We start from the raw sequence: 24,055 nt of genomic DNA, 5'->3' as shown, positions 1-24,055 counted from the left end.
CTTATGGACAATCCCGGGCGGACCGCCATATTCACGCCATGACCTACGATTCCGAGATCCTGATCGTCGGCGGCGGGCTGAACGGCCCGGCGCTTGCGCTTGCGCTGGCCCGCGCCGGGCTTTCCGTCACGGTGATCGACGCCCTGCCCCGAGCCGACCGGTCCGGCGACCGCTTCGACGGCCGGTCCTATGCGCTGGCCCTGGGCTCGACCCGGCTGCTGTCGGCCATCGGGGTCTGGCCCGGGCTCGTCCATCGCAGCCAGCCGATCCTCGAGATCGTCGCCTCGGACGGGCGCGCGGGCGAAGGGGCTGCGCCCTTCTTCCTCGACTTCCACCATGGCGAGATCGAGGAAGGCCCGATGGGCCACATGATCGAGGACCGCTACCTGCGCCAGGCCATGCTGGACGCGCTGGACACCGAGCCCCGGATCACAACCCTGTCGGGCGAAACGGTGATCGCGCAAGAGACCGACGCGACCGGCATCGCGGTGACGCTGGCCTCGGGGCGGCGGCTGCGCGGCCGCGTGCTGGTCGGCTGCGACGGGCGCCGGTCGGGCACCGCCCAGCGTGCGGGTATCCGCCGAACGGGCCATGAGTACGGCCAGACCGCGCTGGTTTGCGCCATCGCCCACGAGCACCCGCATAACGGCACCGCGCATCAGTTCTTCATGCCGCCGGGGCCGCTGGCGATCCTGCCGCTGCCCGGCAACCGCAGTTCCATCGTCTGGAGCGAGCGTCACGCCCAGGCCGCCGCGATCCAGGCGCTGGACGACGCGGCCTATCTCGAGGTGCTGCGCCCCCGCTTCGGCGACTTTCTGGGCGAGATCCGGCTGGAAGGCGAGCGGTTCACCTATCCGCTGAGCCTGACGCTGGCCGATGCCTTCTGCGCGCCCCGACTGGCGCTTCTGGGCGACGCGGCACACGGGGTGCATCCCATCGCCGGGCAGGGCCTGAACCTCGGGCTGCGCGACGTGGGCGCCCTGGCCGAGGTGCTGGTCGGGGCGAAACGGCGGGGCGAGGATATCGGCGCCATCGACGTCCTTGAACGCTACCAGACCTGGCGGCGCTTCGACGCGACCCTGATGGCGGCCGGGACCGATACGGTGAACGCGCTCTTTTCGAACGACAATCCGCTGCTGCGGCTGGGCCGCGATCTGGGTCTTGGCGCGGTTGCGGCGCTGCCCGGACTGCGCCGCCGCTTTATCCGCGAGGCGGCCGGGCTGACCGGCGCCCTGCCCCGGCTGATGACCGGTCGGCCGCTTTAGAAGCCGGTCTTTCAGCGTTCCCGAACGAAATCGCCCGGCCATTCGGCCGGGCGTTTCGTTTGTCGCTCGATAGGGTTTGCAGCAGGACTTGCGGCTCAGGCGCCTGCGGGCTGTGCCGCGCCGCGATTGCGCCGCCAGATCGAGAAGTTCAGCGCCCAGGCATAGCTGGTCCAGACCACATAGGGGGCAATCAGCAGCCCCGCGACCATGTCGACCCGCCAGAACGAAATTGCCATGGCCAGAACCGACAGCCACATGCCGCAGAGCACGACCAAAGCGGCGCCCAGCCGGTGCAGGCCGAAGAAGACCGGCGACCAAAGCGTATTGAAGGCGACCTGCAAGCCCCAGATCGCCAGCGCATAGACAAGCAGCGGGCTGCCCGAGATCGCGACGCGCGTCGCGGCATAGGCCATGCAGATGTAAAGCACGAACCACGCCACCGGAAAGAGCCAGTTCGGCGGGGTCCAATTGGGTTTGTCGATGCGGTCATACCAGCCGTCAGGCGAGAAGAATGCACCGGTTGCGCCAGCCGCATAGGTGGTGGCGAGGAATATTCCGAAGAGGGGCCAATCGATCATCATGGATCTTAAATAGCCTCGCGGCGATATTGTTCCAATGTGGCACCGCGTCTCGCACGTTCCCGGGCCTCGAGCTGGGCCAGAATCGCGATGATCTCGCCCGCGCGGCCCTCGCCCCAGGGGTTGTCGGACGGCCGCCGGGTTGCCGTCGCCTCGACCAGATAGGCGCATTCGGGCAGCGGCTTGCCATACAGCACCGCAGATCGCGGCATGACACTGGCCACCATCGCCTGCGCCGCCGACCAGATCAGCCAGCCAAGCTTCTGGCCCTTGCTGGTATAGGCACGGCGGGTGATGTTGTCGTAATCGGCCCGGCGCACCTCGCGCCCGATGGCGGCATAGATATGACGCGCGGCGAAGATCCCGGGACGGCACGAGAAGGGCAACTCGGCAAGGCCCGGCTCGGACCGGAAGTAAAGCCGGTTGGCATCGGCCAGCAGCTTCTGGGTCAGGCGGCGGATGCTGGGCGAGGGCTGGGGCCGGGCCAGGAACTCGTCGACGTCGAGCCCGACCTCGGTCATCCACTGCAGCGGCAGGTAGACCCGGCCCTCGGCCGCGTCCTCGCCCACATCGCGGGCGATGTTGGTCAGTTGCATCGCGACACCCAGATCGCAAGCCCGTGCCAGCGCATGCGGATCGCGGACCCGCATCAGCACCGCCATCATCACGCCGACCGCCGCCGCGACGCGCGCCGAATAGTCGTAGACCCCCGACAGCGTTTCATAGCGCCGCCCCATCGCGTCCCAGGCCATGCCCTCCAGCAGCGCCTCGGGCAGGGTGCGCGGCATCTCGAACTCGTCGACCACCGCCGCGAAGGCCCGGTCGCAGGGCGCGTTCCGGGGCTGACCGCGATAGATCAGGTCCAGCCGCTCGCCCAGCATCAGCACGGCCGCCGACTTGTCATGGGTCAGATCGACCGCATCGTCGGTCAGCCGGCAGAAGGCGTAAAGCGCCAGCGCCGGGTCGCGGACCCGGGCCGGCAGCAGTTTCGAGGCGGCATGGAACGAGTAGGACCCGGTGCGGATCGAGTCCTCGCAATGCTTCAGATCCGCCGGGTCGATCATCTCAGCCCGCCGCGACACGATCCGCATCCGGCACGAGCTTGGCCATCACCTCGGCCGAGGTGACGACGCTGGGCAGGCCCGCGCCGGGATGGGTGCCCGCGCCCACCAGATACAGGCCCTCGACCTCTTCGCTGATGTTGTGCGGACGGAAATTGGCGCTCTGGAAGATCCGGGGCTCCAGCGAGAACCCGGCGCCGAAGGGCGACAGATACCGCGCCTGGAAGCTGTTCGGCGTGAAGACGAGGCTGGTCGAGACATGCTGCCCGAGCCCCGGCATCAGCTTTTCTTCCATGAAGTTCAGCACCATCTTGCGATAGCGTTCGGCATTGGCCGTCCAGTCGACCGGGTGATCGGCATGCAGGTTCGGCACCGGCGACAGCGCATAGAAGGTGTCGTCGCCCTCGGGCGCGGCGGTCGGGTCGGTGACGCTGGGCCGGTGGATGTAAAGGCTCATGTCGTCGGCCAGCTCTTCGGGCTTGAAGAAGATGTCCTTCACCAGGCCCTTGTAGCGCGGCCCGTTCAGCACGGTGTGATGGCCCACGTCCTTCCACATGCCGCGGGTGCCCTTCGTGCCGAAATACCAGACGAACAGGCCCATCGACCACCGCTTCTTGGCCAGACTCTCGTCGGTCCAGCGCCAGCGGCGGGTGTTGCGCAGCAGGTGGCTGTAGGTGAAGCCCGAGTCGGCGTTCGAGACGACCACATCGGCATCGAGGACCTCGCCCGAGGCCAGCTTGACCCCGGCCGCCTTGTGCTTCTTGACCAGGATCTCGTCGACCTCGGTCTGCATCCGCAGCACGCCGCCCTGATCCTCGATGACGCCCGCCATGGCCTTGGCGATCGCGGCAACGCCGCCCATCGCGTAATGCACCCCGAATTCCTTCTCGAGATGGCTGACAAGGATGTACATCGAAGTGACGTTGAACGGATCGCCGCCGATGAACAGCGGATGGAACGACAGCGCCATGCGCAGTCGTTCGTCCTTCACCCGGCTCGCGGCATGGGCATAGACCGAACGGTCGGCGCGCAGCATCCCGAAGGTGTGCAGGACCTTGGCCAGCTCCTTCCACTCGTTCATCGGGCGGCGGCCGAGCCCCTCGAAACCGAACCAGTAGCGTTTCTCGCTGTCCTTCAGGAACTGGTCATAGCCCGCCAGATCGCCGGGCGAGAGCCGCGCCACTTCGGCCCGCATCTGTTCGGTGTCCTGCCGGGCACGGAAGCGCTCGCCATCGGGGAAGACGATCTCGTAGAACGGGTCCATCGGGACCAGCGTGACGTCCTTGTCGAAATCGCGCCCGCAGGCGGACCAAAGGTCGCGGAAGACCTGCGGCACGGTGACGATGGTCGGCCCCAGATCGAAGCGGTGGCCGTCCTGCCAGATCGCCGATCCGCGCCCGCCGGGCACGTCGAGCTTGTCGACGACGGTGACGGAATATCCCTTGGCGCCCAGACGCATGGCTGCGGCCAGCCCGCCCAACCCGGCTCCGATTACAACGGCGTGCGGGCGTTTGGCCCGAACGGCTTCATCCGCCAGGGCGGGATCGACTCGTGTCATCATGTCGCTAGGTTAAACCTGTCTAGTTTAGTTTACAATGCTTCTACCGGATACGCGCCGGGGGCGGCAGGTTCCTTGCGGTCGCACCCCGAAGAGCCCAGAAGATGACCGACAGCCGTTTAGGAGAGTCGCATATGCAAGTCGTCACCATCAGCTTTTTTCGTTATGACAATTGGGCTTCGCGCCTCGAGGCGCTGAGCCAGATGGCCCGCGGCCGCTACGCCTTGAAGACCGTTCCGGGGCTGGAATTCTTCAAGCTTCTGGGCACCGGCTCGGATGAGGGGTTCAATCCCCGCCCCAACGTCAACGTCAACGCGATTCTCTGTGTCTGGCCCGACATGGCGACCGCCAAGGCGGGCCTGAAGGGCTCGATCACCCACCGGACGCTGCGCGATCATTCCTGCGAGGCCTACACGATCTACCTGTCCCCCACCTCGGCCCGCGGCATGTGGTCCGGCGTCGAGCCGCTGAAGGTCACCGAAAAGGCCGAACCGGGCCCGCTGGCCGTGCTGACCCGCGCCACCGTCAAGCTGCCCATCGCGCTGCAGTTCTGGAAGCACGTGCCGCAGATCCAGAAAGAGGTCGCGGCCGACCCGACCTGCGTCTTCCACATGGGCATGGCCGAGGTGCCCTGGGTGCAGCAGGTCACCTTCTCGCTGTGGAAGGGCGCCGGCACGATGGCGGGCTTTGCCCATGGCGAGACCCCGCATGGCCACGCGATCCGGGCCGCCTATGGCGATCACTGGTTCAAGGAAGACCTCTATGCCCGCTTCAAAATCCTTGAGGAAGAGGGTACGTGGGAGGGCGGAAGCCCGATGGCCCTGCTGAAGTCCGACGCCAAACCGGCTGCCCCGGCCCCGGCTGCCCCGCCGGCGACCGAAGCTCCGGCCGCCAAGGAACCCGCGGCCGAGAAACCCGCGAAGCCCACGAAGGCCCCCAAGAAATCCCGGGGACCCAAGAAATCGAAAGTGACCGCATGACTCAACCCTTTCCCTTCTCCGCCATCGTCGGCCAGGAGGAGATGAAGCAGGCGATGATCCTCACGGCGATCGACCCGGGGATCGGAGGCGTTCTGGTGTTCGGCGACCGCGGAACCGGCAAATCGACGGCCGTGCGCGCGCTGGCCGCCCTGCTGCCGCCGATCCACGCGGTCGCGAGCTGCCCGGTCAACTCGCCCTCGCTGGACCGGTGCCCGGACTGGGCACACCTGACCTCGACCGAGATCGTCACGCGGCCGACCCCGGTGGTCGACCTGCCGCTGGGCGTGACCGAGGACCGGGTGGTAGGCGCGCTCGACATCGAGAAGGCGCTGACCAATGGCGAGAAGGCGTTCGAGCCCGGCCTGCTGGCGCGGGCGAACCGCGGATATCTCTATATCGACGAGGTCAACCTGCTGGAGGACCATATCGTCGACCTGCTGCTCGACGTCGCCCAGTCGGGCGAAAACGTGGTGGAACGGGAAGGTCTGTCGATCCGGCACCCGGCGCGCTTCGTGCTCGTCGGGTCCGGCAACCCCGAAGAGGGCGAGCTGCGCCCGCAGCTTCTGGACCGCTTCGGCCTGTCGGTCGAGGTGACCTCGCCCAAGGACATCGACACCCGGATCGAGGTGATCCGCCGCCGCGACACCTACGAGATGGACTATGAGGGCTTCATGGAGAAATGGCGCCCCGCCGATGCCGAGCTGCGCGACCGGATCGTGGCCGCCCGTGGCCATCTCAAGACCATGGCCAGCGACGAGTCCGTGTTGCGCGACTGCGCCGAGCTGTGCCTGGCACTGGGCTCCGACGGGCTCAGGGGCGAGCTGACGCTGCTGAAGGCGTCGCGCGCGCTGGCGGCCTTCGAGGGGGCCGACGCGGTGACCCGGGCGCATGTGCGCCAGGTCGCGCCCTCGGCGCTGCGCCATCGCCTGCGCCGCGATCCGCTGGACGAGGCCGGGTCCACCACCCGCGTGGGCCGCGTGGTCGAGGAGGTGCTGGGTGAGTCTGCCTGACGGCATCTGGACCCGGGTCGAGATCGGCCTGAACGCACTGGCCGTCGATCCGGCCGGGCTGGGGGGCCTGTGGCTCCGCGCCCGGTCGGGGCCGGTGCGCGACCGGGTGATCGAGGCCCTGCCGGCCCTGCCCCTGCCCCTCAAGCGCCTGCATCCTTCCATTGGCGACGAACAGCTGTTCGGCGGCATCGACCTGACGGCCACGCTGTCCTCGGGCAAGCTGGTCGAACGGGCGGGCATTCTGGCCGAGCCCGCGATCCTCGTGCTGCCGATGGCCGAACGGACCCAGCCCGGGCTGGCCGCGCGGCTGGCCGGGGCGATGGATCAGGGCACCGGCCATTGCCTGATCGCGATGGACGAGGGCGCCGAGCCGCAGGAAACCCTGCCCGAGGCGCTGACCGACCGGCTGGCGCTGCATCTCGATCTCGACACCCTGCCCTGGGGCCAGACCGAGCGGATCGCGATGGATACCGACGCGCTGGCCGCTGCCCGCGCCCGGCTGCCGGGCGTCCGCGCGGGCGACAAGGTGCTGGAAGACCTGACCGTGCTGGCGGTGCGGCTGGGCATCGACTCGCTGCGCGCGCCGATGCTGGCGCTGAAGGCCGCCAAGGCGCTGGCGGCGCTGGCGGGCAATGACGCGGTCGATCAGGACGATCTGACCGCCGCCGTCCAGCTGGTGCTGGCGCCCCGCGCGACGCAATTCCCCGAAGAACCGGCCGAGGACGACCAGCCGCCGCAGGACGACCCGCCCCCGCCCGAGCCCGAGCAGGGCGACAAGGACCAGAACGAAGGCGAGGCGCAGTCGCTGGACGACCTGCCGCTGCAGGACATCCTGCTGGAGGCCGCCAAGGCGACGCTGCCTGCGGACCTGCTGGCGAACCTTGCCGCGAAGAAGGCCCAGCGCGCGGGCGGCGGCATTTCGGGCGCCGGCGCCAAGCGCAAGGGCAACCGGCGCGGCCGGCCGATCCCGGCCCGGCGCGGGCGGCTGGATACCGGCGCGCGGCTCGACGTGATCTCGACGCTGCGGGCCGCCGCGCCCTGGCAGACCATCCGCAAGCGGGAATCGAGCTTCGAGCGGTCGCTGCACATCCGCACCGACGACTTCCGCATCAAGCGCTTCGAAGAGAAGTCCGACCGGCTCCTGATCTTCGTGGTCGATGCCTCGGGCTCTGCGGCGATGACCCGTCTGGCCGAGGCCAAGGGCGCGGTCGAACTGCTGCTGGCCGAGGCCTATGCCCGGCGCGACCATGTCGCGCTGGTCGCGTTCCGGGGCGAGGCGGCGGAACTGCTGCTGCCGCCGACGCGGTCGCTGGTGCAGACCAAGCGGCGGCTCGCGGCGCTTCCGGGCGGGGGCGGCACGCCGCTGGCCGCCGGGCTGAAGACCGCTCTGGAACTGGCGATCCAGTCCAAGGGGCGGGGCATGACGCCGACGGTCGCGCTGCTGACCGACGGGCGGGCGAATATCGCGCTCGACGGCACCGCGAACCGGACGATGGCGGCCGAGGATGCGACGCGAATGGCGACCGCGATCCGCGCCAACGGCTATCCGGCCATGGTGATCGACATGGGCCAGCGGCCCGAACGGTCACTGAAGGCGCTGGCCGACACGCTGGGGGCGCCCTACATCCCCCTGCCGAGAGCCGACGCCAACCGGCTCTCGACCGCCGTATCGGCCGCTCTCGACGCCTGAGGGAACGCATGGACTGGACCCGGGACGGAAGCGATTGGCCGAACCGGGAGTTTTCCCGGTTCGTGCGTCATCGACCGCATTACTGGCATCTGCAGGTGGCGGGCGACGGGCCCGTCGTGCTGCTGATCCACGGCACCGGCGGCGCGACCCATAGCTGGCGCGATGTCTTTCCCATTCTGGCCGAACGCTATCGCGTGGTGGCGCTTGACCTGCCCGGTCAGGGCTTCACCCGGCTCGGCGCGCGGCAGCGCTGCGGGCTCGATGCGATGAGCCGCGATATCTCGGCCCTGCTCGATGGCGAGGCGCTGCTGCCGGACGCCATTATCGGCCATTCGGCCGGGGCGGCCATCGCCCTGCGGATGGTGCGCGACCTGAAACGGCCGCCGAAGGCGCTGGTCGGGCTGAATGCCGCGCTGGAAAGCTTCAAGGGGCCTGCGGGCTTCGTCTTTCCGATGATGGCGCGGATGATGGCGCTGAACCCGTTCTCGGCCTCGGAAATCTCGCGCTGGCTGGGAACGGCCGCCGGGGTCGAATACATGATCGCCGGGATCGGCAGCGAGCTTTCGCCCGAGGGGCTGGCGCTTTACCGTCGGCTGGTGGCCGACCGCCACCATACCGACGCGACGCTGGCCATGGTCGCGCAATGGTCGCTGGACGGGCTGCAGCACGACCTGCCCTCGATCGACGTGCCGACCCTGCTGATCGTCGGAGAGGACGATCGGGCGGTCCCGGTGTCGGGCTCGGTGCGGGCGGCGGCGCGGCTGCCGCGAGCAGAGCTTGCCCGGTTCCCGGGGCTTGGCCATCTGGCCCATGAAGAGGCCCCCGAGGCGGTCACCGCCCGGATCGAGGCCTTTCTCGACGACCGCCTCTGACCGGCGGCCCGCGGTGCGGGAACAAAAAAGGCCGCCGGGAAGGCCGGCGGCCGTTTCGCGCGACAGGCGCCGCTTATTCGTGGGTGCCGAAGCTCGCGATATAGGCGAAGACGTCGCGGATTTCCTGTTCCTTGACGCGCTGGTTGGTCATCAGCCCGCGGCCCTTGGGGTCCTGGGTGAATTCGCGCAGGAAGTCGGTCGGGCCGGGCACGTAATTGACCAGCTCGTCCTCGGTCCAGACCAGACCCTTTTCGCCGGCCTCTTTCATGAGGTCGGAATACTTGAAACCCTCGATGGCGGCGGCATGACGGCCCGGCATCTTGAAGAGGTTGGGGCCGACCTTGGCATTGCGCCCGGCGACCACCTCGCCCGCGTCATTCTCGACGATGTGGCAGGTCTGACAGATCTTGTTGAACACCTTCTCGCCTTCAGCCGGATCGCCGGTCACATCGACGGCAAGCGCCGGGCCGGCAATCAGGGCTGCCGCGGCAGCGGCGAGCGCGAATTTCGAATTCATGGGTCTCTCCCTGACTCAACTGAACCGGTGCATACCATGGAACGCAGCCCCGGGAAGGTCAATCTATATGGGTCGCTAAACAAAGGGTTTCCGACCAATGGATGCATCCGCCGCGCCCCTGGAGCCGCACACGTCGGGCGCGACTTTCTGGTTTTAAAGGATTTCCAGGATCGGATGCCGAAGCCCGCAGAGTGCCGCGATTCGCCCGCCTTGCCCCGGTCAGGTCCGGGTCAGGTCCGGCCAAGATCGTTCGGGCGGATCTTGTCGTCCTCGGACCGCTCTTTGCGCTCCGGCAGCATCCAGCGCCAGAGCCGCTCGTCCGGCAGCGGCAGCACCATCAGCCAGTGTTCCAGAAGCGCCAGCGCGGTGATCGCCGTCAGCAGCGCAAAGCCCACCGTGTCATGCGGATCGCTGACCGCAAACAGCCGCTCCATGAAACAGGCGACCGCGAAGGTCAGCGCCGAAATCGAGAAAGGGAAAAGCCAGTTCAGCCGCGAGATCTTGAAATGGCTGGGCAGATGCGCAAGCGGCGTCGGCAGGAACTCGACATTGATCTTGGGCACGCCGAGGAAAAGGTTCAGCTTGGCCGAGATCCGCGCGAAGAACAGGATGATGAAGGTCCAGACCCCGACGCCGTTGGCGGAATCGTGGCTGGTGACCAGCATCGCGAAGAGAATGACCACCAGCAGCGTCTCGTGATAGGCGATGGTGCCATAGGCGCGCATGAACCGCTCCCAGCCGCGCGCATGCGGGTGACAGCGGGTGGTGTTGGGGCCGGTGACGACCCCGGTCAGGAAGGCCAGCTCCACCCAGCCCCAGATCGCGATGGCCGCGAGAAAGGCCAGATAGGCGGTCGCCACGGTTTCCACATGGCGGGTCATCTCGAACAGCCACACCCCGCCGCCCAGAAGCGGCAGGGCCATGACCGTCGCCCGAAGATGCGCAAGGCGTCCCCGGTGTTCGGCGCGGCGCACGACGATCAGGATTGCCCCGGTCGAGAACCACCAGATGAACAGGGCGGCCAGCGCCGCGAACCACGCCGTTGCGATCAATAGACAGGCTCCATGCGGGTCGAGGCAGGCACCTCATGCCGTTGCGCCGGAATGGTCAGAAGCGACAGGAACGCCCGGGCTGCCTTGGCCGAACCCGCCCATTCCGCGAGCTTGCCGGCGGCCCCGCCCTGCCGCCGTGCCGCGTCGATGGCGACGCTGGCCTCCTGCAGGGCCGTCAGCCCCTTCGCCCAGCGCGGATGGTCGATATCGAGCGTGATCGGAAAGATCTGTTTCGACAGGTCCGAGGTTTTGCGGAAGACCTCATGCCCGTACCAGTCGGTATCGACGCCCAGCGCCTTGTGGAAGGCGGGCCGCTGGTGGTCGCGCACATGCATGGTGGCGAAGACCGCGGTCAGGAAGAACTTGATCCACAGGACATTGACGCCCGAGGTCAGTTTCGGGTCGGTCTTCATCAGAAGCGCGAAGGCCTCGCCATGGCGGAACTCGTCATTGCACCATTCGCGGAACCACTTGAAGATCGGGTGGAACCGCTTTTCGGGGTGCTCTTCGAGATGGCGGAAGATCGTGATGTAGCGGGCATAGCCGATCTTCTCGCTGAGATAGGTGGCGTAGTAGATGAACTTGGGCCGGAAGTAGGTGTATTTCTTCTTCTGGGTGAGAAAGCCCAGATTGACCGCGATCCCGGCCTCGCGCAGCGCGTCGTTGATGAAGCCCGCATGGCGCGCCTCGTCCCGCGCCATCAGCTGGAACAGCTCGGTCACATCGTGATTGGACCCGCGCCGCTTCATCTCCTTGTAGAGCACGCAGCCCGAGAATTCGGCGGTGCACGAGCTGATCAGGAAGTCGATGAACTCCTTGCGCAACTCGGGCTCCATCCCGTCCCAGTCGACATGGTCCCAGGTCTCGTCCTTGCGGAAATGGCCCTTGTTCGGGTCGGCCTGCATCTCGGCGATCAGCGCATCCCAATCGGCCCGGACCGGCGTCACGTCGATGGCGTCGAGCGCCTCGAAATCGGTGGTGTAGAAGCGCGGCGTCAGCAGCGTGTCCTGCATCGCGACGGCGGTCGCGGTCTCGCTGTCCAGAACGGCCTGCTGTTCCTGGATCGCCAGGCCTTCCTCGACGGTGGTGGCATCGGCGGTATGGACGTTCACAGCTTCACCTCCTCGGAAAAGGAGAATTCGCAAAGCTCCATGAATTCCAGATCCCCGGTCAGCCGCGTCCACAGACGTTCCAGCGGCGTCGCCCGGGTGATCACGGCGATGCGGTCTTCCCTTACCACTTCGCCATAGGGGGCCATGATCTCGGGGCCTTGCACCAGCACCTCGTCGCCCGGATGCACGACGGCTCCGTTGTTGAACCGCACATGCGCATGCAGGCTGTCGAACTTGTGCGAGACCTCAACCGTACACGGTGCGGTCTCCTTCCGTCGGGTGAACATTCCCATCTTTCGGTTCCCTGTTTTTGAGTGTGGAGGGCATGTTCCCGATCCCTCCGGTCAGTCCAGCAGCCGCGCGAAAGCTGCCGTGTTGTCGGCGCCGAAGCCGACCAGTTCCGCACGCCAACCGGTCCGGTCGTCGTACAGCGAAATCCGTCCGTCCTTGAACCGGACCAGCCGCACCGGGGCGTCGAGCGCCACACCGGCCTGCTTGCGCTTGAGCTCGAGCGCGCGCCAGACCCCGGCCACGAAGCCGCCCTCGTTGGGGGCGAACTCGAAGACCTGGGTGCCTTCGGTGTCGTAGACCTTGGCCGAGCCGTCGATCTTGGCATCGATCACGATCTGGCGTTCCACCGCCACCGGCGCCCCGGCATCGGGCAGCGCGTCGAGCGGCCGGTCGGTCAGCCTGGCATAGGTGACGAGGATCAGCGCGAACAGCGCGACCCCGAACATGCCCTTGATGAGGATCGGCGGGATCTTCTCGCCGTGATCGTAGGGGCCGGTGTGCCGGTTGTTGCGTGCCATGTCTTAGTCTTACTCCGCTGCAAGCGTGTCGTCGTCCCCGACACGCGTGAGCCTGGGTTCGGAGACCCGCGTTTCCGCCGCGTCGGCGATCAGTCGTGCGACCTTCGCCGCCTCAGGGATGCAGCGGAACGCGGGTTCCGTGCGGGCCATCCGCCACGGGCGGACATGGGGCCAGCACAAGAGGTACGAGAACTTGGTGGTTCCCATCAATTCGAAGGCGATCGAGCCGGTGCCGGACTTTCTGAGGTCCAGATTGGCATTGCCGATCCAAGTGTAGGGCAGGTTCAGCGTCATATCGAGCGCCGCCCCGATGCGAAGGGCCACGCGCCGGTTGGTGACGGTATAGACGGTCGCCCGGGCCTGGACGAAGGCCGTGATCAGCAACAACAGGCAGACCACGGCCCCCAGGACCAGGAAGAACGAGGACGCGACCGCCGCCTGCGACCAGGGCATGGTCTCGGCGGCGACGATCATGCGCCAGAGGAAGAGGACGACGAAATAGCTCGCCACCCAGTAAAGCGCGAGGCTTTCCCGGGCGAGCGCCCACCACGCGGGCCGACCCTGCCAGAGGATGTGTTCCCCCTCGGGCAGGCGTTCCGGCAACCCCTTGATGGGTTCGACAGCGAAATCGTCGTCGGACATTGAGTCCCTTCCTCAGAACTGCGGTTCGAGCCGTTCGGCGGGGTCGGCGTAAAGCTTGCCACCCGCGTAATAGGCACAGACCTTGTCTTCTTCGAGTTTGGTGATCTGGCCCGACGACTTGATGGTCGGGACGCCAGCAAAATGCTTGCCGTAGATCGAGTGCACCGAAACTTCGGGCTTGAACCAGCCGATCTTGGCCAGCTGCATCGGCAGCAGGCGGCGGCCGCCGCCATGGGCGCCGTCAAGTTCCAGCTCGAGATAGCGCACCAGCTGTTCCGGCTCGTCGACCCACATGTCGACAATGGTGCCGACCTTCTCGCCGTCGCCCGCGATGACCGGCATGCCGCGCGGGTCGCGACCGGCCGAGACCTTGAAGGTCTTCAGCGCCGACAGCGGCTGGATCTTCGGATGGCCGCGGCCGTCAAGCTCGGGCTCGTCCTTGCGGGCAACCCAGGCGGCCGGGCCCACGCCGTCGACCATCGGGTCGCCGGTCGGCTCCAGCGGGTAGCCGTTGTTCTTGGTGACCTTCTTCAGCGCCAGATCCGCATTGCGGGGATCGGTCTGCATGTCGGGCACGGTTTTCTCGCCCTGGCCGTGCGGCAGCTTGAAGGTCTTCGCCGCGGGCAGCGGGAACATGCCCTGGTTCGGCGCGGGGTTCCCCATCTCGTCTTCCAGCGGGTAGCCCTCATGCATGTTCATCCGTTGGAGATAGAAAATCAGCCCAGCGAAGAACAGCCAGAACGACCAGATGGCCAGACTGGCGATGTCGAAGTTTCCGAAAAAAGCGTTGACCATGGGTATCGGTCCTCCGGGTCAGGTTGGGAAGTCGGCCAGCCCGATCTTGGCCGAGGAATCCCTGTTGGGATGGTTGCGGTCCTGCGGGCGCACAAGCGGCCCCAGAACCATGAGTGTCACGAAGAGAAGGACGATCTCAATGTGGTAGACCGCCGCGTATCCGGTGGCCGGCGTGTTGAGCCCTTCGCCCAGAACGCCCGCCGTCGCAAGATGCCCGATTCCGTCCCGAAGCCCGCCGCCCAGCGCCACGGCCAGCCCCGAGGCGGTCGCCTGCGCGGCCCCCCAGGCGCCCAGCGCAAGCCCGCGGCCCGCGAAATCCCGGACCGGCAGCGCCATCGCCGCGGTCAGCGTCGAGACAGAGAAAAGCCCGCCGCCAAAGCCGATCAGCATGGCGCCAAGGAAAAACAGAAGGCCCGAATGCAGCGGCCCGGCAAAGATCACCAGGGAGAAGGCCACGATGCCGCCGAGGATGCCAAGCGCCCCCATCCGGTGCGAATTCATGCCATGCCCGAGCCAGCGCGCCGCCAGACCGAAGCCCACCAGCGCCCCGAAGGCCCAAAGCGCGGTCAGAAGCGTGGTTGACGACACCGACAGCCCGAGGATCTGCCCGCCATAGGGTTCAAGCAGCACATCCTGCATCGAGAAGGCCAGCGTGCCGACGAAGACCACCGCCAGCAGACGCCCGGCGCTGCCGCCCCGCACGAAATCGCGCCAGGCATCGCCAAAGCTCGGCTGCGGCGCCTCGCGCTCTTCCCTGGACATCGGGCACATGCGCTCCTGTTTCCAGAGCGCGACGAGGTTCAGCAGGATCGTCACGACAGCCGCGCCCTGCACCACCCGGATCAGCCGGATCGACGAGAAGTCGCGCAACAGCCAGCCGATGACGATGGACGACAGGCCCATCCCCAGCAGGAACATCACATAAAGCAGCGCCACGACCCGCGGCCGGGTCTCGTCGGTGGCGCGGTCGGATGCCAGCGCCAGCCCCGCAGTCTGGGTCATGTGCAGCCCCAGCCCCGTCATCAGGAAGGCGATGGCGGCAAAGACCTCGCCCGCCCAGGTCGGGCCCAGCGTCTGGTCGCCCGACAACAGCAAAAGCGAAAACGGCATGATCGCCAGCCCGCCCATCTGCCAGAGCGTGCCGAACCACATGTAGGGGACGCGCTTCCAGCCGATGGCCGATCTGTGGTTGTCGGACCGGAAGCCCATCAGCGCGCGGAAAGGCGCGACCAGGACCGGCACGGCGATCATCATCGCCACGACGATCGCGGGCACCGAAAGCTCGACGATCATCACCCGGTTCAGCGTGCCCAGCAGCATCACCGTCGCCATCCCCACCGACACCTGGAACAGCGACAGCCGCAGCAGCTCGTGCATCGGCAGACCGTCCGAGGCGGCATCGGCGAAGGGCAGGAACTTCGCCGACAGCTTCGTCAGGGGATGAGGCTTCTTGCTCATCTTTCAAGCTCCATGGCCTGGCTGATGTAGAACCCCTTGGCGACCCGCGCGACGGCACGAAGCCGCCCCTTCACGCCAGCCTTGCGCAGCGCGCCCGCGATCCGCGCCTCGGAATGCGGAATGATCCGGGGCGAGCGGTCCGACCGCGGAAAGAGCTTGCCCGCCACATGCATGACGCTCAGCAGCGGTGTCTTCGGCGCGACGGTGAAGACGATCTTGCCACGGGTCCGGGGCGCAAGCTTGCCCAGGGCCTCGGCGATGTCGCGGGCCTTGTAGTGGATCAGGCTGTCCATCGCCATGACATAGTCGAAACTGCCCAGCCGGTCGCTCAGCATGTCGCCCGCCACGAAGGTGATCTGGCGATGATACTTATCAGGGATCCGGCTTTTCGCCACGTCCAGCAGGCTTTGCGAAATGTCGCAGGCCACGACCTCGGCGCCGCGCTGGACCAGCTCCAGCGTCATCGGCCCGGCGCCGCATCCGGCGTCGAGCACCCGACATCCGGTCAGGTCGTCGGGCAGCCGCGCCAGCATCGCGGCGCGCATCTGGTCGCGCCCCTCGCGCACCGTCTGGCGGATGCGCGACACCGGGGCATCCGAAGTCAGATGCTCCCATGTCTTGGCGGCGGTACGGCCGAAATAGGTCTCGAGTCGTTCCCGGGTGCGGGCGTAGCTGTCCATCAATCGAACCCAAGCAGTTCAAAGATTTCACGGTCGGGCAACGGATGCGGTGCCAGGGGCTCGGTTCCGGCCCAGAGCAGCTCCGCCAGCCGCAGGTATTCGGCACGGCACTGAACGATGTCCTCGTCGTCGGGCATCTCGAACAGCGTCTTCTTCATCAGCCGCGAGCGGCGGATCGCATCGACCAGCGGCATATGCGCGATACGCTCGAAGCCCACGCGCTTGCAGTACTTGTCGACCTGGTCGGTATCTTCCGACCGGTTCGCGATGCAGCCCGCCAGCCGCACGTTGTAGTTCTTCGACTTGGCCTGAACCGCGGCGATGATCCGGTTCATGGCGTAGATCGAGTCGAAATCATTCGCGGTCACGATCACCGCGCGGTCGGCATGCTGCAGGGGCGCGGCAAAGCCGCCGCAAACCACGTCGCCCAGAACGTCGAAGATCACCACATCGGTATCTTCCAGCATGTGGTGCTGTTTCAGCAGCTTGACGGTCTGACCGACGACATAGCCGCCGCAGCCGGTGCCCGCGGGCGGGCCGCCCGCCTCGACGCACATCACGCCGTTGAAGCCCTCGACCATGAAATCCTCGGGCCGCAGCTCTTCGGGGTGGAAATCCACCTCCTTGAGCACGTCGATCACCGTGGATTGCAGATGCCCCGTCAGGGTGAAGGTCGAATCGTGCTTGGGATCGCAGCCGATCTGCAGCACGCGCTTGCCGAGCATGGAAAAGGCCGCCGACAGGTTCGACGAGGTCGTCGACTTGCCGATCCCGCCCTTGCCATAGACCGAAAAGACCTTGGCCCCCTCGATCTTCATCGTTTCGTCCTGATGGACCTGAACGGAGCCTTCGCCGTCCTCGCCTCTCAGCACCGGAATGTCATCTCTGGGGCTCATTGGTTCCCTCCGTTCGCGGCTTATTCCGCCGCCACTATGCCTTCAAGCCGGTCTTCCAGCTCATCGGCCGCCGCCTGCAATGCGGCCAGGGTTTCGGCGTCGGGTTGCCAGTAGTTGCGGTCATGGGCTTCGAGAAGGCGGTTCGCCATCCGGGCCGATGCCGCAGGGTTCAGGCTGGCCAGCCGTTTTCTCATGTCTTCGTCCAGGACGAAGGTTTCCGACAGCCGTTGATACACCCACGGTTCCACCTGGCCGGTTGTCGCCGACCACCCGAGAGTGTTGGTGACCTGCGCCTCGATCTGGCGCACGCCTTCATGCCCGTGCTTGAGCATGCCTTCGAACCATTTCGGGTTGAGGCTGCGCGACCGGGTTTCCAGGGCCACCTGATCCTGAAGCGTGCGCACCTTGCCCTCGCCCCGGGTCTGGTCTCCGATATAGACGGCCGCATCCTGCCCGCCCCGGGCGCGTTTCACCGCCCGCGCGATGCCGCCCAGCGTGTCGAAATAGTGATCGACGGTCGTCACGCCGAGTTCCACGCTTTCGAGGTTCTGATAGGCGACGTCCACATCCTTCAGCGTCTGCTGCAACAGCGCCGCATTGGCCCTAGACTTGCCGTCGCGCCCATAGGCGAAGCTTTTCCGCGCCTCGTAGGCATCGGCCAGCTCGTCCTCGTCGCCCCAGGCGCCGCTGTCGACCAGCCCGTTGACGTTCGAGCCATAGGCGCCCTCGGCATTCGAGAAGACCCGCAGCGCCGCGGTTTCCATGTCGACGCCCATCTTCTCGGCATGTGCCAGCGAATGGGCCCGGATGAAGTTCTGCTCCAGCGGCTCGTCCTCGGCCATCGCGGCCTTCCAGGCGGCCTCGGCCAACATGCGGGTCTGCAGCGGCAGCAGGTCGCGGAAGATGCCCGACAGCGTCATCACCACATCGACCCGCGGCCGACCGAGTTCTTCCAGCGGCACCAGATCGGCGCCCGCCAGACGGCCGTAATTGTCGAACCGCGGCTTCGCGCCCATCAGCGCCATGGCCTGGGCGATGGGGCCGCCGTCGGATTTGATGTTGTCCGACCCCCACAGCACCATCGCCACCGAGCGCGGCAGCGTCGCATGGGCGTCCAAGAGCTTCTGCGCCTGCTTCGCGCCTTCCAGCATGGCGAACTGGGTCGGCATGCGGAACGGGTCGAAGGCATGGATGTTGCGCCCCGTCGGCAGCACGTCCGCCGAACGGATCAGATCGCCGCCGGGCACCGGCTTGATGTAGCGCCCACCCAGCGCGCGCATGATCGCGGGCAGTTCGGTGTCCTGCTGCAGCCAGTAATCGACCTTCTCGCGGGTCTCGGCATCGGTATCGGTCATCACCCGCAGATGCTCGGCCCGTTCCTCGGGCGTCACCGTGCGGCCGACCACATGCAGCCCGTCGGGGATCAGCGCGTCCTCGGTTTCCAAGAGCTTCAGCCACAGCTTTTCGGGCGGCGTACCGGTCATGTCGACGGCGTCGGCCTGGGCCGCGATCAGCTCTTCCAGATCGGCCTGCTCGGGCGAGCCGGGCTCGGTCTGGCGCCAGCGGGTCAGGCTGTCCTTCAGCTCCTGCAGGCCCTTGTAAAGGCCCGAGGCAGCCAGCGGCGGCGTCAGGTGGGTGATCGTCACCGCGTTCGACCGGCGCTTGGCCAGCGTCGCCTCGGACGGGTTGTTCGACGCATAGAGATAGACGTTCGGCATGTCGCCGATCAGCCGGTCGGGCCAGTCGCGGAAGCACATGCCCGCCTGCTTGCCCGGCATGAATTCCAGCGCGCCATGCATCCCGAAATGCAAAAGCACATCCGCGCGGAAGGTGTTCTTGAGCCACAGATAGAAGGCGCTGAAGGCATGGGTCGGCGCGAAGCCCCGTTCGAACAGAAGCCGCATCGGGTCGCCCTCGTAGCCGAAGGTCGGCTGGACCCCCACGAAGACATTGCCGAATTCGCGGCCCAGCACGAAGACGCCGCGCCCGTCCGACCGGATCTTGCCCGGGGCAGGCCCCCAGACGGATTCGATCTCGGCCAGCCAGGGCGTGCCGCGCACCAGATCGTCGGCGGGCACATGGGCGGCCACGTTGCCTTCCTGACCATAGGTCTTGGCATTGCCCTCGAGAATGGCGGCGCGCAGCTCGTCGACATTGGCAGGCAGTTCGCCGGTCTCGTAGCCCTCGGACTTCATCCGGTGCAGAGTATTGAAAAGGCTTTCGAAGACAGACAGATAGGCAGCGGTGCCGATCGCGCCCGCATTCGGCGGGAAGCCGAAGAGGACGATGCCGACCTTGCGGCTTTCGGTTTCCGACCGGCGCAGCCGGGACAGCCGTTCGATCCGGGCGGCCAGCGTCGCCACGCGCTCGGAACAGGCGGCCATTTCCTTGGCCTCGCCCTTGTGGGTGCAGTCGCGCGGGCAACCCTTGCAGCCCTCGGGCCCGTGGCGGCCGCCAAAGACGGTGGGCGAGATCGCCCCGTCCAGTTCCGGCAGCGCGATCAGCATGGTGGTTTCGACCGGACCGAGCCCGCCCGAGGATTCGCTCCATTGCCCCAGCGTCTGGAATTCCAGCGGATGGGCGGCGATATAGGGCACATCGAGCCCGCTCAGCACCTCGACCGCGGCATCGCTGTCGTTATAGGCCGGACCGCCGATCAGGCTGAACCCGGTCAGCGACACCAGCGTGTCGATATGAACGCTCTGCTCGCCGGTGAAATAGGCGGCGATGGCGGGCCGGGCGTCGAGCCCGCCCGCGAAGGCCGCGATCACCCGGATGCCGCGTTCTTCCAGCGCCCGGATCACCGCATCGTAATGGGCAGTGTCCGAGGCAAGGATGTAGGAGCGCATCAACAGGATGCCGACGGTCGCGACCGGTGCGGCGGGCTGCGGCAGGTCCTTGATGTCGGTGGTGATGCGATGCGGGATGTCGGGATGGTACAGCCCGGTCTCGGGATATTCGATCGGCGCCTCGGACGGGCCGCCGCGCCAAGAGGCGTCCTTGGCATAGCGCGAGATCAGAAAGCGCACCATCTGCTCGACATTGTCGTCGGACCCGCCCAGCCAGTATTGCATGGTCAGGAACCAGGCGCGCAGATCCTGCGCCTTGCCCGGCAGGTATTTCAGCATCTTGGGCAGGCGGCGCAGCATGGCCATCTGCTTTTCGCCGCCGGTCTTGACCTGACCGTTCTCGTCCCGGACGTTGCCGCGCAGCTTCTTCAATAGCTTCATCGGCCCCGAGGCGGGCTTGGACATGTCCAGATCGCCCATCCGGGTCAGCTGGACGATCTGCTTGTCGGCGATGATGCCGATCATCGCGTCGCAATCGTCGCGGCGGGCTTTCAGCTCGGGCAGGATGGCGTTGATATGCTCCTCGATGAACAGCAGGTTCACCAGGATGATGTCGGCATTCAGAACGTCGTCCTTGGCCCGGACCAGCGCGCCCGGGTTTTCCGACCAGGTCGCGGCGGCGTGAACCGTCACCCGGAGCCCGGGGAAATCCTCGGCAAGACGCTCGGTGACCCGCTCGCAAGGACCCGCAGAATGCGAATCCAGCGTGACGATGACTACTCGATACCCGGGGTAATGACGTTCATCGCGCATAATGGGCCTTCGCCTCGTACAAGGTTTCGACACTGATCTCGTGCACGCCCTTCTCAAGCGCGAACTTCTCGGTATTCCGCTTGGCCTTGCCGCGCACGAAGAAGGGGATCTTCTTCAGTTCCTTCTCGGCTGGGCTCAGCCAGACGATCTCGCCCTCGGCCGGCGCCCCGACGGCGGCGGCTTCCTGATCGGCCTCGGGTTCGGCCTCGACGGTCCTCGCCTTGGCAGCCCCGCCATGATGCGAGGCACCGGCATCGTCGTGGAACTCGAAATCCTCGCGGAACATGTGCAGCAGGTGCTCTTCCAGCCCCATCACCAGCGGATGGACCAGCGTGTCGAAGATCACGTTGGCGCCCTCCCAGCCCATTTGCGGGCTGTAGCGGGCGGGGAAGTCCTGAACGTGCACGGGCGCCGAGATCACGGCGCAGGGAATGCCCAGCCGCTTGCCGATATGGCGCTCCATCTGGGTGCCGAGGATCATCTCGGGGGCCAAGTCCTCGATGGCCTTCTCGACCTCGAGGTAATCGTCGCTGATCAGCGCCTCGACCCCGAACTCCTTGGCAAGCTTGCGGATCTCGCGGGCGAATTCGCGGTTGTAGCAGCCAAGCCCGACGACCTCGAATCCCATCTCGTCGCGCGCGACGCGGGCCATGGCCTTGACGTGGGTGGCATCCCCGAACAGGAAGACGCGCTTGCCGGTCAGATAGGTCGAGTCGACCGATTGCGAATACCAGGGCATCCGCAGGCGGGCATCGTCGGCCTTGGGTTGGACGCCCGCGATCCCGGCCACCTCGGCAATGAAATCGCGGGTCGCGCCGACGCCGATCGGCACCGTCTTGGTGAAGGGCTGGCCGAGGTTTTTCTCCATCCAGCGCGCCGCGGTCTCGGCATGCTCGGGATACATCAGCACGTTGAAATGCGCGGCCCCCATCCGGGCGATGTCAGCGGGCGCAGCCCCCATGGGCGCGACCACATTGACCGAGATGCCCATCTCTTCCAGCAGCGCCGTCACCTCGACGATATCGTCGCGATGCCGGAAGCCCAGCCCCACCGGCCCGATCAGGTTGGCCGAGACATGCGCCGTGCGCTCGATCGGCCGGGCGATGGCCTTGACGATCTGGTAGAAGGTCTCGTCCGAGCCGAAGTTTTCCTTGCGCTGATAGCTCGGCAGTTCCAGCGGGATCACCGGAATGCCCAGATCCATGGTCGCGGCCATGCCTTCGGGGTCGTCCTGGATCAGTTCGGCGGTGCAGGAAGACCCCACGATCATCGCCTGCGGCTTGAACCGGTCGAAGGCGTCATGCAGCGAGGTCTTGAAGAGGTTCGCGGTGTCCTCGCCCAGATCGCGCGCCTGGAAGGTGGTGTAGCTGACCGGCGGACGGTGGTTGCGCCGTTCGATCATCGTGAACAGCAGGTCGGCATAAGTGTCGCCCTGCGGCGCGTGCAGCACGTAATGCAGACCCTTCATGGCGGTCGCGACACGCATCGCGCCGACATGGGGCGGGCCTTCATAGGTCCAGACGGTCAGCTTCATGCCGCGCCCTCCAGCCCGGCCAGAATTGCGCGGCGGCGCAACGGGCGGGCGAAGAGACCGGCCAGATCGCCGGCCTGCTCATAGAAATGGACAGGCGTGAACACCAGTTCGATGGCCCATTTCGTGGTCATGCCTTCGGACTCCAGCGGGTTCGCAAGCCCGAGCCCGCAGACCGTCAGGTCGGGCCGGGCGGCCCGGCAGCGGTCGAGCTGCAGATCGACATCCTGGCCCTCGGCGATCACCGGCCCCTCGGCCAGAAGATCGAGATCGGGACCGACGATCTGCTTGTTGATGAAGGGGGCGCCGACCTCGACCGCGGTCATGCCGCATTCGCGGGTCAGGAAGCGCGCCAGCGGAATTTCCAGCTGACTGTCGGGGAAGAAGAAGATCGACTTGCCGCCCAGCGTCTCGGCGGCCGCCGCGATGGCCTTGCGGGCCCGGGCGCGCGGGGCGTCGGTGACCTTCGCGAAGGTTTCGGGCGAGACCCCGAATTCCTGCGCCACGGCCCATAGCCAGGCGGTCGTCCCCTCTTCGCCGAAGGGGAACGGCGCGGGCAGGATGCGCGCACCGCGGCGTTCCAGCCCGGCGGCGGTCTCGTTCAGGAAGGGCTGGGTCAGCGCAACGACGGTATTCGCCCCCACCCCGGGCGCTTCGGCCGCGCGGTGGGCGGGCAGGCAGCGCACCGGCGCCACGCCCATCTCGGCCAGCAGCGACAACGCCTGATCCTCGACCACATCGGGCAGCGCGCCGACCATCAGCAGCTGACGCTCGTCGGTCTTGGGCAGGGTCGGCACCATGGTCGCGAGGCAGGCATCCTCGCCCTCGGTGAAGGTCGTCTCGATCCCCGAGCCGGAATAGTTCATCACCCGCACATGGGGGGCATGGCGTTCGGTCAGCCGTTCGGCCGCGCGGTGCAGGTCAAGCTTGATCACCTCGGACGGGCAAGACCCCACCAGGAACAATTGCTTGATGTCGGGACGGCGCGCCAGCAGCCGGTCGACCTCGCGGTCGAGTTCGGCATTGGCGTCGGCAAGCCCGGCCAGATCCTTTTCCTCGAGGATGGCGGTGCCAAAGCGCGGCTCGGCGAAGATCATCACGCCCGCGGCCGATTGCAGCAGATGCGCACAGGTGCGCGAGCCGACCACCAGGAAGAAAGCGTCCTGCATCTTGCGGTGCAGCCAGATGATCCCGGTCAGACCGCAGAACACCTCGCGCTGGCCGCGTTCCTTAAGGACGGGCGCGTTGCGGCAACCGGCGGCGGGCGGGGCGGGGGTAAATCCGGTCATGCGGCGACCTCCGTTGCCTCACCCTGCAACCGGGCCATCCGCAGCTTCCACAGGAACTGCCCGGCATTGATGACATAGGTGCTGTAGGCCGCCAGCGCGATCAGCATCTGGCCGGTCGGGCCCACGCTGCCGGTCAGCAGCGCCCACAGATACAGCGTATGCAGCGCAATCACCGCCATCGAGAAGACGTCTTCCCAGAAGAAGGCGGGCGCGAAGAGATAGCGGCCGAACACGACCTTCTCCCAGATCGCACCGGTGACCATGATGGTGTAAAGCACCAAGGTCTTGATCACGATCGAGATCGTGGCCGCCTCGTAGCCCGCCCCGGTCACAAGGTACCGCAGGACGAGAACCAGCGAGACCAGAAAGACCAGGAACTGCAACGGCGCCAGAACGCCCTGCACGACGGTCCACTTGGTCGAGTCGCGACGGCGACGCTCTTCCGGCGTATAGAGTTGGACCGCCCTTGGGGCGGTTCCCACGTTTTCCGGCATCCTCCGACTCCCTGACAGACGGTGGCTTGGGCCTCACGTTAGACCTCTGGCGCGGAAAGTGTCAATTGTAATTTACACTCTTTCCGTTTACACTCCTCTCGATCCGAGGGGTGTCGAGCGCCCGGGGCAGAGCAAAAGAGCCTATATTTTCTAAAGGCTTGCCT

The 24,055-nt window shown here is 66.6% G+C and carries 22 protein-coding genes; 5 read left to right on the top strand and 17 right to left on the bottom strand.

The window, feature by feature from the left end; genetic code table 11:
* Positions 1 to 38 precede the first annotated feature (38 nt).
* Positions 39 to 1,265 carry an FAD-dependent monooxygenase gene (locus EV657_RS07120; protein WP_134077492.1) on the top strand — a complete coding sequence of 409 codons (1,227 nt, stop codon included), beginning with the start codon at positions 39 to 41 and terminating at the stop codon, positions 1,263 to 1,265.
* A 95-nt stretch (positions 1,266 to 1,360) separates the two neighbouring features.
* Here EV657_RS07120 and tspO read toward each other — a convergent pair whose 3' ends face one another.
* From tspO to EV657_RS07105, 3 genes are read right to left on the bottom strand one after another with little or no spacing between them, the layout of a single operon-like run.
* The gene (tspO, locus tag EV657_RS07115) at positions 1,361 to 1,843 is read right to left on the bottom strand and encodes a tryptophan-rich sensory protein TspO (RefSeq protein ID WP_337248258.1); all 483 of its coding nucleotides are present in this window, start codon (positions 1,841 to 1,843) and stop codon (positions 1,361 to 1,363) included.
* 8 nt (positions 1,844 to 1,851) lie between these two features.
* Positions 1,852 to 2,907, bottom strand: a complete 1,056-nt coding sequence (gene crtB, locus EV657_RS07110; RefSeq protein WP_113668119.1) for a 15-cis-phytoene synthase — start codon at positions 2,905 to 2,907, stop codon at positions 1,852 to 1,854.
* Between the two features lies 1 nt (position 2,908).
* Positions 2,909 to 4,465, bottom strand: a complete 1,557-nt coding sequence (locus tag EV657_RS07105) for a phytoene desaturase (protein ID WP_134077491.1) — start codon at positions 4,463 to 4,465, stop codon at positions 2,909 to 2,911.
* Positions 4,466 to 4,596: 131 nt separating this feature from the next.
* Between EV657_RS07105 and EV657_RS21860 the strand changes: the two genes are divergently transcribed.
* From EV657_RS21860 to bchO, 4 genes are read left to right on the top strand one after another with little or no spacing between them, the layout of a single operon-like run.
* Entirely contained in the window at positions 4,597 to 5,442 is an 846-nt protein-coding gene (locus EV657_RS21860; RefSeq protein WP_075787259.1) for a hypothetical protein, read from the top strand.
* A complete protein-coding gene (bchI, locus tag EV657_RS07095; protein WP_075787260.1) occupies positions 5,439 to 6,452 on the top strand; it encodes a magnesium chelatase ATPase subunit I in 1,014 nt (337 codons plus the stop codon). The genes EV657_RS21860 and bchI overlap by 4 nt, the downstream gene beginning before the upstream one ends.
* Entirely contained in the window at positions 6,445 to 8,142 is a 1,698-nt protein-coding gene (locus EV657_RS07090) for a magnesium chelatase subunit D (protein WP_166673674.1), read from the top strand. The genes bchI and EV657_RS07090 overlap by 8 nt, the downstream gene beginning before the upstream one ends.
* Before the next feature lie 8 nt (positions 8,143 to 8,150).
* On the top strand, positions 8,151 to 9,014 hold the full coding sequence (gene bchO, locus EV657_RS07085; RefSeq protein WP_134077489.1) for an alpha/beta fold hydrolase BchO: 864 nt from the start codon (positions 8,151 to 8,153) through the stop codon (positions 9,012 to 9,014).
* Positions 9,015 to 9,087: 73 nt separating this feature from the next.
* Here the strand turns inward: bchO and EV657_RS07080 are convergent, their stop codons facing one another.
* The 14 genes from EV657_RS07080 to bchF form a co-directional block, all read right to left on the bottom strand.
* Positions 9,088 to 9,531 carry a c-type cytochrome gene (locus tag EV657_RS07080; RefSeq protein WP_113668107.1) on the bottom strand — a complete coding sequence of 148 codons (444 nt, stop codon included), beginning with the start codon at positions 9,529 to 9,531 and terminating at the stop codon, positions 9,088 to 9,090.
* A gap of 230 nt (positions 9,532 to 9,761) precedes the next feature.
* On the bottom strand, positions 9,762 to 10,583 hold the full coding sequence (gene puhE / locus EV657_RS07075; RefSeq protein WP_341800920.1) for a putative photosynthetic complex assembly protein PuhE: 822 nt from the start codon (positions 10,581 to 10,583) through the stop codon (positions 9,762 to 9,764).
* On the bottom strand, positions 10,580 to 11,695 hold the full coding sequence (acsF, locus tag EV657_RS07070; RefSeq protein ID WP_075787263.1) for a magnesium-protoporphyrin IX monomethyl ester (oxidative) cyclase: 1,116 nt from the start codon (positions 11,693 to 11,695) through the stop codon (positions 10,580 to 10,582). The genes puhE and acsF overlap by 4 nt, the downstream gene beginning before the upstream one ends.
* Complete coding sequence (locus EV657_RS07065) at positions 11,692 to 11,988, bottom strand: hypothetical protein (protein ID WP_134077488.1); 297 nt, start codon at positions 11,986 to 11,988, stop codon at positions 11,692 to 11,694. The genes acsF and EV657_RS07065 overlap by 4 nt, the downstream gene beginning before the upstream one ends.
* A 51-nt stretch (positions 11,989 to 12,039) precedes the next feature.
* Complete coding sequence (gene puhC, locus EV657_RS07060; protein ID WP_075787265.1) at positions 12,040 to 12,504, bottom strand: photosynthetic complex assembly protein PuhC; 465 nt, start codon at positions 12,502 to 12,504, stop codon at positions 12,040 to 12,042.
* Between the two features lie 9 nt (positions 12,505 to 12,513).
* The gene (puhB, locus tag EV657_RS07055) at positions 12,514 to 13,146 is read right to left on the bottom strand and encodes a photosynthetic complex putative assembly protein PuhB (protein WP_113668106.1); all 633 of its coding nucleotides are present in this window, start codon (positions 13,144 to 13,146) and stop codon (positions 12,514 to 12,516) included.
* Positions 13,147 to 13,158: 12 nt separating this feature from the next.
* Positions 13,159 to 13,941, bottom strand: a complete 783-nt coding sequence (gene puhA / locus EV657_RS07050) for a photosynthetic reaction center subunit H (RefSeq protein ID WP_075787267.1) — start codon at positions 13,939 to 13,941, stop codon at positions 13,159 to 13,161.
* Positions 13,942 to 13,959: 18 nt separating this feature from the next.
* Positions 13,960 to 15,399: a PucC family protein gene (locus tag EV657_RS07045; RefSeq protein ID WP_134077487.1), complete on the bottom strand. Its 1,440-nt coding sequence runs from the start codon at positions 15,397 to 15,399 to the stop codon at positions 13,960 to 13,962.
* Positions 15,396 to 16,079 carry a magnesium protoporphyrin IX methyltransferase gene (gene bchM, locus EV657_RS07040; RefSeq protein WP_075787269.1) on the bottom strand — a complete coding sequence of 228 codons (684 nt, stop codon included), beginning with the start codon at positions 16,077 to 16,079 and terminating at the stop codon, positions 15,396 to 15,398. Before bchM ends, EV657_RS07045 begins: the two co-directional genes overlap by 4 nt.
* Positions 16,079 to 16,975, bottom strand: coding sequence for a ferredoxin:protochlorophyllide reductase (ATP-dependent) iron-sulfur ATP-binding protein (bchL, locus tag EV657_RS07035; protein ID WP_134077486.1), 897 nt, complete (start codon positions 16,973 to 16,975; stop codon positions 16,079 to 16,081). The genes bchM and bchL overlap by 1 nt, the downstream gene beginning before the upstream one ends.
* Positions 16,976 to 16,995: 20 nt before the next feature.
* Entirely contained in the window at positions 16,996 to 20,577 is a 3,582-nt protein-coding gene (locus EV657_RS07030; RefSeq protein ID WP_134077485.1) for a magnesium chelatase subunit H, read from the bottom strand.
* Entirely contained in the window at positions 20,567 to 22,111 is a 1,545-nt protein-coding gene (bchB, locus tag EV657_RS07025; RefSeq protein ID WP_134077484.1) for a ferredoxin:protochlorophyllide reductase (ATP-dependent) subunit B, read from the bottom strand. Before bchB ends, EV657_RS07030 begins: the two co-directional genes overlap by 11 nt.
* Positions 22,108 to 23,397: a ferredoxin:protochlorophyllide reductase (ATP-dependent) subunit N gene (locus tag EV657_RS07020; RefSeq protein WP_075787273.1), complete on the bottom strand. Its 1,290-nt coding sequence runs from the start codon at positions 23,395 to 23,397 to the stop codon at positions 22,108 to 22,110. The genes bchB and EV657_RS07020 overlap by 4 nt, the downstream gene beginning before the upstream one ends.
* Positions 23,394 to 23,891: a 2-vinyl bacteriochlorophyllide hydratase gene (gene bchF, locus EV657_RS07015; RefSeq protein WP_075787274.1), complete on the bottom strand. Its 498-nt coding sequence runs from the start codon at positions 23,889 to 23,891 to the stop codon at positions 23,394 to 23,396. Before bchF ends, EV657_RS07020 begins: the two co-directional genes overlap by 4 nt.
* Between the last annotated feature and the right edge of the window lie 164 nt (positions 23,892 to 24,055).

Source organism: Rhodovulum visakhapatnamense, from assembly GCF_004365965.1.
GTDB lineage: Bacteria > Pseudomonadota > Alphaproteobacteria > Rhodobacterales > Rhodobacteraceae > Rhodovulum > Rhodovulum visakhapatnamense.
The sequence above is the reverse complement of the archived record's forward strand: the minus strand, read 5'-3'. Positions and strand labels throughout refer to the sequence as shown.